Below are 9,934 nucleotides of genomic sequence, written 5' to 3'. Positions count from 1 at the left end.
GTAAGGAGCAAGGGTTGAATTACCTAATGATTCATCCAGCAGCCAATGCAACCAAAACAAAGGCCGATGTATTTAAAAAGCGCACCGGTTGGATTGAACGTACGAATGAGCATGCGCGTGATGCAGCAATGTTGGTTTTTAAAAGATTTGCGAAGTTTTGAGGGAAATAGGATGGCAATGGTTAAGGTATGGGACAAAGAGATAACAGGCAAGCTTTATGCTGTTGGTGATATTCATGGCTGCTACAACCTTCTTATGACTCGACTTAAAGAAATTGGCTTCGACTTTGAAAATGATTTGTTGGTTGCGGTTGGTGATCTGGTGGATCGTGGAACTCAAAACATTCAGTGTGTTGAGTTGTTATCCAAGCCATGGTTTACGTCAGTGCGCGGTAATCATGAGGATTTATGTATTGGTGGACTGCATAACGAATCCTATAAGCGCTGTCATGTGTCGAATGGTGGTGAGTGGTTTTACATGCTGGATGGGCAGGCGATGTACAACATTGCAAAAACCTTCGCTGAGTTGCCAGTGGTTTTAGAAATCAGTCACAACGGTAAAAAGTTCGGTTTTGTTCATGGGCATATTGAGCAGAACAATTGGGATGAATTCAAAGAAACTTTCACCAAAGAGCCAACAGCATTCCGCGATCCATCTGAATTGGCCATGTGGGGTCGAGAGCGACTAGATGAGGAGAAAAAGCAGTACACCCATGTAACAGGAGTTGATGCGGTCATCATGGGTCACACGGTCACCCAAAAGCCATGCAAGCGCGACAACTGTTATTGGATTGATACAGGTGCGGTTCACTGGGGAACTATGACAATTTTAGATTTGAGTTTGATTTGAGGGGAAATAGGGATGAATGCAGTAACAGAGAAATTTAAGCAATTTGAATGGCTGACACATGGGATTACAGCTAAGTCACCAAACTTTGAACCACAAGCGCATGGTACTGGGGAGAAACCTTTGAATTACGAAGATCGTTTAGGTGTGATTGCAAGCATGGAAACGCAGCTTGCAAAGTCAGTTACTTCATTAATTGTCTTTGATGGTAAATGCGAAAGTGATTATGAATATGTGCGTAATCACCTGGTAAAGATCATGCTTCAAAACGCCGTGGCAGATAAGAAGCGTGAGCCTGAGCATATCACCATGAATCACTTGGCGTACTTGATTGCACGTATGGTAATTGATTTCTCATTAAATCCCGAGTTGGAGGGGAATTTTACAGCGCAAGGTCGATTGTATTATGCGGGGATTAATTCGATGCAGATGCAGGTTGAGATTTACCGCAAGACGTGGAAGCCATACGAAAACCTAATGAGTTTAGCGCTTGAGTCTGCGATTGATGAGGCATCTCAAGCTATTCAGGATTATAAGAAAAATACTTACAAAGAAATGCGAGCATAGGGATTCCATTATTTCGGAAATAAAAGTATAGTTTTATTATACTGGTCGTATTTTGGTTATAATCGAGATACGATTTTTTTTGGCCTATAAAATGTCTGAAATTGAAGATTTGATGCTGGATAAGTTAAAATTGTTATATGAATATCAATTTAAGCAATTTGATCATGCTAAGGCTCAGTCTGCTAGGTTGGATGACAAAGCATCTAAATACCTGACTTTTGCATCACTTTTGGTTGCGATATTAAGCATCATTGCAAAATCATATATTGTAGAAACAGAGACATTAAAATTTTGGTCATTCAGTACATGTGTGGTGGCACTAATTTTCTTTAGTTTTATTCAAATTTCATTAGTAATCAGACATTTGTTTGCGTGTATGAAAATAACCAAAGTTGCTAAATTATCTTCTGATAAGGCAATGCAGAGTTATTTTAAAACGAATGATATTTCAGTTATATATGATGGTCTGTCGGAAGATTTGGGAGAATCAATTAATAAATATGAAAACAGTAACGAAGAAAAAGTTAAAGAATTAGAAACCGCATATTCTCATATGGTGCAGGGTGGCTATATTTTGATATTATTAATGATATTTATAATATTTGATGTGATAGCAAAATATGTCTAACAATGAGCCGAATTTGGTGCCAACTCAGAGACCGCCAATTAAGGATGAACAAATTAGCACAATTCCTGTTAAGGTTGGGGTTGAGAATGACTAATAATTCATCACAAAAACCAGTGCCACAACCTACGCCTCGACCTCCAATTAAGGTGATCGGTGATTCAATGCCTAAAGGCATTGGTGGAAATAAAACTAAGTAGTTTTGATAAATTGAAGCTCACCAAACGGCGGGCTTTTTTAATACCTTGAGAAATGTTCCGTGAAAGCAATATCAAGGCACCCAATGGCGGCTTAACTTTATTCGTAGTGGTTTAAATTTTAATGCCGCCACCTAGCGCCATTAGCTCAGTTGGATAGAGCATCCGCCTTCTAAGCGGATGGTCGCAGGTTCGAGCCCTGCATGGCGCGCCAATATTCAGGAGAACAAAATGCTCCGATTGTTAATGTGTTTATTTGGCCTTCACGGTGCAACTGAGATAGATCACACGATTGATGGTGATGAGATTAAAGTTTGCCGAGGATGCATGAAAGAAGTTAAGTAAATTAGATTTAAAAAACATAAGCCTGCTCATTAATTTGATCGGGCTTTTTTAATGCCCGGAGAAAAGTGAAGCAATGAAAATTAAATTATTAGCAGTCGGTTTAATGTGTGCAACAGCACTCGTTGGTTGTTCGCGTGATGCTCAAGTTGCTTCACGCAACCTATCTCATGCAGCAGACAACTTTCAATTAGATCGACGAATCGTTTTTTATAACGGTGTTACTGGTGATTATGTTCTAACAATTGAAGGCAAGTGTGCCTTTGAAGCTGTTAGTGAGCGAAAGGTTGATGTGACCTGCAAGACCAGCGATACGGAATTTAAAAAGCATTCACTAGGCATTTCTGACAATGTGACTTACTTTTCCGAGCAGCTAAATAGTAAAGGTGTCAGTACCTACCAGTACAAAGTTGATTTCAGACCAAGCGTTATCATTCCTGATGTTGATTTGAAGTTACCTAAATAATTCGCCGAACGTATTACGGCACATAGAACCCCGCTAAATATGCATTATTGGCGGGGTTTTTCTTTTCTTATCGGGTGGTGCGTATGGGTTATATCGTAGTTGCACTTGTGTCGTTTCTGTTTGGATACGCTCTATGCTTTAAGTGGCTTGGAGAAGACATTATTAAAGGCAATCTAATTAAGCTAAACAAGGATGTGTATGTTGCATCCAAAGTAGATACAGATGCGGGTGGCCACCATGGATCAAGTTGAAGCAAAGCGAAACAGAGAACGTTATGAGCAAAACATAAAGGGTGCATCAATGATTCACCCAATGGATATGCCACAGCACTTGATTGATGGTTTGGCTCATTTCATTCGTGACCAGCGCCGTAAGATTCACAACATAGAAACCAATTTGAATGGTGATTAATCATGTCATGTAAATCATGTGAAGAACGTCGACAGAAACTGAAGGCAATGTATGAGCAGTCAAAACAGTCAATTTCAAATGCAATTGCTTTCCTTGGTGGGCGAACTGGTAAAGCAGAACAGCCAAGTGTTGGCACAGAACAATCAACTGATTCAGCACCTGACACAGCAGAGCAACCAGATCAACGAATTATTGTTAATACTCGAGGATCAGGAAGAGCTAAGCGTACCTAAATATATGGATGAATAACTATGTTCCACAGTATGAATGATGGGAAAGGCATTCGATATGTATATGTGAATGGCAACCGCATTAAGTGCGTAAAGTGGGCGAATGTAGATCAAGGATTAGTATGTTTTATACCTCATCGTCGCTTTACCAAGAAAGATAGACGCAAGGGTGAAATATACACACGATTATTGCGTGGCAATGTGAGAGTTGAGTTCATTCATGAAGCTACCGAGACTGCAAAGCAAGCTACAGGCGATGACACCGAAGACACCGAGACCGCCTAAGAACAATTGGGGTCAAGGTCGTGGTGGTAGACCGTGGCGCAGACTCAAGCAGAAGATTCATACACGTGATGAGTGGACCTGCTGCTCATGTGGTCGTGTAACCATGGAGCTTGAGTTGGACCATGTAGTTAATGTTGCCCAAGGTGGTACCGATGATGAATCGAACCTGCAATCGTTGTGCCCGCCGTGTCACAAAGAAAAAACCTTAAAGGAGAGTCGACAGTGAATAATGAAGAGCTTCTAGAACAGCTTGAATCATCTGCCAACTTTATGCGAGGCATGTACTTTGATCCACGCATACCAAACGATACGAAAGAAGCACTTCAAGAACGTGCGCAAGCGATAGATGAAGTCGTTCAAAAACATTTAGATGCGTAAGGGAGGGGGGGAGGTCAAAAGTTCAAAACCTTTTGCCCTCGGACACCACCCCCCATCTCACGTATAAAAAAATTTCCCATTTCGCAAATATGTTAAAGGAGGGCACATGGCTTTAACAGCAAAAAAGAAGGCATTTGCCCAAGCTAAACATGATGGTGCAAATAACAAGGAAGCCGCTATTTTCGCGGGTTGTAGCCCTGAAACAGCCTCGCAAGCTGGTTCTAGAATGGCGAAAGATTGTGATGTGATTGCTCAGATTGAGAGACTTAAAAGTGTTAAAGGTGTTAACAATGATGTTAAACCCAATCCCAAGCCAATAGTCACAAAAAAAGATATCAGTACCGCTTCTGAACGACCTGATCCACTTAAATTTTTAGAAGAAATTTGGACAGACCCAGTTGAGGATATGAAAATGCGGATGGATGCGGCAAAAGCAGCTCTACCTTATTTCCATGGCAAGGTTGCTGATAAAGGCAAGAAAGAAACCAAAGCTGAAGAAGCCCAAGCCGCTGCGAAAGGTGGCGGAAAGTTTGGAACACTTGGCTCACAGTTGAGAAGTTAAAATGATAGCTAAAATGCATAAATTTGCAGTGAATTTTTATATTGATGGTGAAGCCAATCAATTTGCCAAACGTACTTTAACGCAGGTGCCGCAAATTGGTAATCGATGTGTATTTAAAGACAAGCGTTATGAGGTTTTGAGTGTTGAGTGGTGCCTTGATGAAGATGCCACTAATTACGAATATCAAGCTCGGATCAATATTGAATTAAGACCGATCTAGGAACCGCCCACTGAGGCGGTTTTTTAATGAGTTAATTTTATGACTGCAATGCTCCCAGAATGGACAACTGCTTGCCCAGACTGGGAGGAGCGTATTGTCAAAAAGCAATCGCTCATGCCATGTGCACCACTGTTTCCGAAAGTTGCAGATGTTGCTGAGCGAATTTTTAAGGAACTCATTCTTGTAGATGTGATGGATAGCCCGAAGATGGGCGATGTCACCTTGGAGTGGGTGATTGAATTTGTAAGAGCAATTGCAGGGGCATATAACCCTGAAACTAAGCGTCGTTTGATTCGTGAGTTTTTTCTTCTGATTTCTAAGAAAAATACTAAGTCCACGATCGCTGCAGGAATCATGCTGACTTTGCTTTTGTTAAATGATCGACTTTCAGCAGAGTTGATTATCCTTGCGCCAACCAAGGAGGTCGCAGACAACAGCTTTAACCCGATTAGAGACTTCATCAAAGCAGATGAAGATCTCAGTTTAATGATTAATATTTCTGAGCATACGAAAACCGTTACTCATTTAGGTACAGGTGCAACGCTTAAAGTTATTGCTGCGGAATCTAATGCAGCAGCTGGCAAGAAAGCCTCAATCATTTTGATTGATGAAGTTTGGCTTTTTGGTAAACGTGCCAATGCTGAATCAATGTTCCGTGAAGCGAAAGGCGGCTTGGCATCGCGTCCTGAAGGGTGTGTGATTTACCTTTCTACCATGTCAGATGAAGTCCCATGTGGTGTATTCAAACAGTTATTAGATTATGCGCGTGATGTAAGGGATGAAATTAAAGAGGATAAAGCCTTTTTACCTCTCATTTATGAGTTTCCTAAGCATCTGATTGAGGCTGGAGAACACCTTAAGCCTGAAAATTTTTACATCACCAACCCAAATTTAGGTGCTTCAGTAGACCTTGAATACCTGATTTCAGAGTTCAATAAGGTCAAAGATGCTGGTGAAGAGTCACTTCGAGACTTCCTTGCTAAGCATTTGAACATTGAAATCGGCATGAACTTGCGTGCAAACCGTTGGGCGGGTGCTGAGTATTGGGTTCAGCAAAAGCATGTGTTTGGACTTGAGCAATTAATTGAACAATCTGAGTTGATCACATTAGGGATTGATGGCGGTGGCTTGGATGACTTACTTGGGTTCGCCGCCTTAGGACGATTGAAGAAAGATCCACGTATTTGGTGGCTTTGGAGTCGTGCTTGGGCAAATAAACTAGCCTTAGAACGTCGTAAAGAGAATATCCCTAAATATCGAGACTTCGAGCAAGAACAAAGTCTAGTTGTTGTGGATAAGGTTGGTGAAGACATTGACGAATTAGCCATGATCGCAAAGCAAATTTATGACAGTGGCAAGCTCGACAAAATTGGGCTGGATCCGCAAGGTCTTGGAGGTCTCATTGATGGATTAACTGGCGCTGGAATACCTGAAGAGGTTCTTGTCGCAGTCCCGCAAGGTCATAAGTTGATGGGATACATCATGACTTCTGAGCGTAAATTGGCAGAGGGAAATCTCTGGCATGCGGGTCAGCAGCTTATGACTTGGTGTGTAGGTAATGCTCGGGTCGTGATGATTGGTAATGGTATGCGTATTACCAAGCAGGATTCAGGTGTAGGAAAAATTGATCCAGTTATTGCAATGTTTAACGCCGTGGCATTAATGAGTTTGAACCCTGAGCCCACAAATAAAGATTACGAAATACATTTCATATAACCGCCTTAATTGGCGGTTTTTACATTTTGGAGGGGCTATGTCTGCTCTACATAAGTCATTTGGCTCTTTTGAGATTAAAAGCGTCGATGAGGAAAAGCGAACATTTACCGGTACGGCAAGCACACCGAATCAAGATCGATCGAAAGACATCATGGTGCCAAAGGGTGCGAAGTTCAAATTACCAATGCCATTACTATTTCATCACGACATGCGAAGCCCGATTGGTCATGTGACCAGCGCGAAAGTAACGGATAAAGGAATTGAAGTAGAAATTCATATTCCTGAGATCAAGGAAGAAGGAAAGCTGAAGGATCGCGTAGATGAGGCCTACCAATCTTTGAAGTACGACCTTGTAAAAGGATTATCTGTTGGCTTCCTGCCGAACTGGGATACCGCCGAGATGATTAAAGGCGGCGGTATTAAGTTTGAAGATTGGGAATGGTATGAGCTTTCACTTGTCACGATTCCAGATAACCGTGATAGCGGAACAGATTTTAAAAAAGCTTTTGAGGAACACAAAGCCGCGTTGGGCAAAAAACCTCAGACCGTTACAGATGGCGTTTCATCTGAACAAAAACACGTTGTTGTCAAATTAAATAGCCCAACAAAGGGTGGAGTGAAATTGGTATGAACAAATATTTAAAACAGTTACTTGATGCTTTGGCTGCTAAAAATCTAGAGCTTCAAGGGCATATTACCAAGTCATTAGATGGTGGTTCTACACCAGACGATGAAACTGAAGCGGCAATTCAAACTGTTGAAGCAGAAATTGCAGCGATCGAAAAGAATATCGAACGCGTCAAAAAACAAATCGCAGCTGCTAAACATGCCGCTGAAACGGGGACACCAGTTGCTGGTGAAAATGAAGAGGAAGCAGAAGCATCTGCTAAAGGTGATCCAGATCCAACTAAAAAGAAAACAGTAGTTACAACTGAATCCAATTTGCCAAAGGGTATTGGTTTTACTCAATTTGTTCGTGCAAAAATGTTGGCATGCCATGTTCAAAAGCAAGGTAACTTATTGACGGTAGTGGATGCAGCAAAGCAACTTGGGTTTGGTCAGGATACGGTTCAGTATATTGAAAAAGCTGTGCTTGGAACTACGACTGATGCTGGCTTTGCAGCACCATTGGTTCAGCAAGATACATATAAAGGTGATTTTTTAGAGCTGCTTCGTAACGCAACCATTTTTGATAAGTTGCAAGGTTATCGTACGGTGCCTTTTAATATCAAAATCAATGGTCAGGCTACTGGTGGGACAGCTTCATGGGTTGGTGAAGGAGCTAAAAAACCTTTAACAAATCCAACGTTTGACAGCGTAGAAATTAAAGAACATAAGCTTGCAGCTATTACAGTGTATACCCAAGAGTTGCTGCGTCGTTCTGATCCGGCAGTTGATCAGTTAGTGTTAAACGATTTGATTGCTGCATCTAAAACGCTTATTGATGAAACATTCCTTGGTACACAAGCACAAACCGATGTAACACCAGCGGGCATTCTCAATGGTGTTGTTGCAGTTGCAGCAAGCGGTGAAACTGCAGAAGCAATTGAAGCTGATTTGTTGAAATTGATTGAGACGTTTGTTGAGGCGAATTTAAGTACAGATGGTGCGTACTTCTTAATGAGCGAAACGCGTGCAATGCGTATCGCGTTGCTTCGTGATGCATTAGGTAATACTTACTTTAATGGGATGAATTTCGCAGGCGCTGCCCGCTCATTATTGGCTATTCCTGTCATTACCTCTCAATCTGTTGGGGACCGAATTGAACTTGTGAAAATGAGTGAAATTCTTGTAGCTCAAGATGGTGGTGTGGATGTTGCCTACAGTGACCAAGCGACATTGACTGATGGTGCAACGACACATAACTTATGGCAAGAAAATAAGTTTGCAATTCGTGTTGAGAAATTCATCACATGGGCAAAACGACGCCCGATTGCTGCAGCTTATATTCAGTACACCTAATCTTTATTCATTAGGTCAAAAACAGCTCCTTTATTGGGGCTGTTTTTATATCTAAGCATCAAAGTTGTTTAGCTATGAGAACAGTCTATGAAAATTAAATATTTAAGAAAGGCACCTCAAGGAATGCCTGGTGATGTAGCTGAAGTTCCAGATCTACAAGCCAAAATCTTAATTAAGTTGAAGTTTGCAGAACCTTTAGATGGCGAACTTTCGATTGAGTTTTTGAAGAACTTAAATGGAACCCTAGTTGTTGATGATTTTGGCAGTTTGGTTGAGTTGCCTCTGACGGCTGAGCGTCTATTAGATAATGCTCAACAAGCGGTTAAAGAAGAAAAGCCAGCTAAACCCAAACAAAAACGTGCAAGCAAAGCAAAATAAGGCGGTAAATAATGGGCATTTTTGGCAATTTATTTAAGAAAAAATCGCTCCAAGGTGTTCATTCAGGCGGTGGATGGCACTCGATGTTTATCCATGAGCCTTATTCGGGTGCATGGCAAAAAAATGATGAATTAACCCGTGAAGATGTTACTGCACATCATGCTGTTTTTTCTTGTGTCTCATTAATTTCACAAGATATTGGTAAGATGCCGATTCAATTGAAGCGCCATGAAAAAGGCGTTTTGGTCAATGCAGATATACCAAGCAAATTTCGCGTTTTAAAAAAGCCTAACCGTTTTCAAATTTGGCAGCAATTTAGTGAACACTGGACAACGTCATTGTTGTTACGTGGCAATACTTATGTGCTGAAGCGCAGAGATATTTTTGGTGAAGTGACGGAGCTGGTTGTGCTCAATCCCGATCTTTGTAAACCACTGATTGATGACAACGGAAATGTCTTTTACCAATTGGGCAATGACAGACTTACACAGACTGATTCGGTAGTAATACCAGCATCCGAAATCATTCATGACCGTATTAACTGTTTTTATCATCCACTTGTGGGGCTAACTCCAATTATGGCGTGCTCATTGGCTGCGGGACAGGGTATTGAGATTCAGAAAAACTCTCGTAACCTTTTTCGTAATAACAGTCGTCCTTCAGGTGTTTTGACTACACCAGGATCTATCACTAATGAGAAGGCTGCGGAACTTCGTAAGCAGTGGAATGCAAATTATTCAGGTGCAAAT

At 41.3% G+C, this 9,934-nt stretch carries 15 protein-coding genes and 1 tRNA gene; all 16 read left to right on the top strand.

The genetic code is table 11. The features are described 5' to 3' along the window. Positions 1 to 171 precede the first annotated feature (171 nt). Entirely contained in the window at positions 172 to 849 is a 678-nt protein-coding gene (locus MF4640_RS17380; RefSeq protein WP_078390379.1) for a metallophosphoesterase, read from the top strand. 12 nt (positions 850 to 861) lie between these two features. Further along, positions 862 to 1,413, top strand: coding sequence for a hypothetical protein (locus MF4640_RS17375; RefSeq protein ID WP_078390378.1), 552 nt, complete (start codon positions 862 to 864; stop codon positions 1,411 to 1,413). A gap of 91 nt (positions 1,414 to 1,504) precedes the next feature. Then, positions 1,505 to 2,041 (top strand): hypothetical protein, encoded by a 537-nt coding sequence (locus MF4640_RS17370; RefSeq protein WP_078390377.1) that lies wholly within the window; start codon positions 1,505 to 1,507, stop codon positions 2,039 to 2,041. A 331-nt stretch (positions 2,042 to 2,372) separates the two neighbouring features. Continuing rightward, positions 2,373 to 2,449, top strand: a tRNA-Arg gene (locus MF4640_RS17360). 204 nt (positions 2,450 to 2,653) lie between these two features. Beyond that, on the top strand, positions 2,654 to 3,043 hold the full coding sequence (locus MF4640_RS17355) for a hypothetical protein (protein ID WP_078390375.1): 390 nt from the start codon (positions 2,654 to 2,656) through the stop codon (positions 3,041 to 3,043). Positions 3,044 to 3,280: 237 nt separating this feature from the next. After that, positions 3,281 to 3,454 (top strand): hypothetical protein, encoded by a 174-nt coding sequence (locus MF4640_RS19315; RefSeq protein WP_161944391.1) that lies wholly within the window; start codon positions 3,281 to 3,283, stop codon positions 3,452 to 3,454. A gap of 2 nt (positions 3,455 to 3,456) precedes the next feature. Next, positions 3,457 to 3,687 (top strand): hypothetical protein, encoded by a 231-nt coding sequence (locus MF4640_RS17350; protein ID WP_078390374.1) that lies wholly within the window; start codon positions 3,457 to 3,459, stop codon positions 3,685 to 3,687. A 217-nt stretch (positions 3,688 to 3,904) separates the two neighbouring features. Then, complete coding sequence (locus tag MF4640_RS17340) at positions 3,905 to 4,195, top strand: HNH endonuclease (RefSeq protein WP_078390372.1); 291 nt, start codon at positions 3,905 to 3,907, stop codon at positions 4,193 to 4,195. Next, the gene (locus MF4640_RS19535) at positions 4,192 to 4,347 is read left to right on the top strand and encodes a hypothetical protein (protein ID WP_171263915.1); all 156 of its coding nucleotides are present in this window, start codon (positions 4,192 to 4,194) and stop codon (positions 4,345 to 4,347) included. Before MF4640_RS17340 ends, MF4640_RS19535 begins: the two co-directional genes overlap by 4 nt. 106 nt (positions 4,348 to 4,453) lie before the next feature. Continuing rightward, positions 4,454 to 4,909, top strand: coding sequence for a terminase small subunit (locus MF4640_RS17335; RefSeq protein WP_078390371.1), 456 nt, complete (start codon positions 4,454 to 4,456; stop codon positions 4,907 to 4,909). A gap of 13 nt (positions 4,910 to 4,922) precedes the next feature. After that, complete coding sequence (locus tag MF4640_RS17330) at positions 4,923 to 5,129, top strand: hypothetical protein (RefSeq protein ID WP_227518684.1); 207 nt, start codon at positions 4,923 to 4,925, stop codon at positions 5,127 to 5,129. Between the two features lie 39 nt (positions 5,130 to 5,168). Next, positions 5,169 to 6,845 (top strand): terminase large subunit, encoded by a 1,677-nt coding sequence (locus MF4640_RS17325; protein ID WP_078390369.1) that lies wholly within the window; start codon positions 5,169 to 5,171, stop codon positions 6,843 to 6,845. Between the two features lie 37 nt (positions 6,846 to 6,882). Beyond that, positions 6,883 to 7,476 (top strand): HK97 family phage prohead protease, encoded by a 594-nt coding sequence (locus MF4640_RS17320; protein WP_004694118.1) that lies wholly within the window; start codon positions 6,883 to 6,885, stop codon positions 7,474 to 7,476. After that, positions 7,473 to 8,807, top strand: coding sequence for a phage major capsid protein (locus MF4640_RS17315; RefSeq protein WP_078390368.1), 1,335 nt, complete (start codon positions 7,473 to 7,475; stop codon positions 8,805 to 8,807). Before MF4640_RS17320 ends, MF4640_RS17315 begins: the two co-directional genes overlap by 4 nt. Positions 8,808 to 8,894: 87 nt before the next feature. Then, entirely contained in the window at positions 8,895 to 9,185 is a 291-nt protein-coding gene (locus MF4640_RS17310) for a hypothetical protein (RefSeq protein WP_078390367.1), read from the top strand. Between the two features lie 11 nt (positions 9,186 to 9,196). Further along, a partial coding sequence (locus MF4640_RS17305; protein ID WP_078390366.1) for a phage portal protein occupies positions 9,197 to 9,934 on the top strand: 738 nt, incomplete at its 3' end.

The organism is Acinetobacter sp. MF4640 (assembly GCF_002018895.1).
In the GTDB taxonomy this organism is placed as follows: Bacteria; Pseudomonadota; Gammaproteobacteria; order Pseudomonadales; family Moraxellaceae; genus Acinetobacter; species Acinetobacter johnsonii.
The sequence above is the reverse complement of the archived record's forward strand: the minus strand, read 5'-3'. Positions and strand labels throughout refer to the sequence as shown.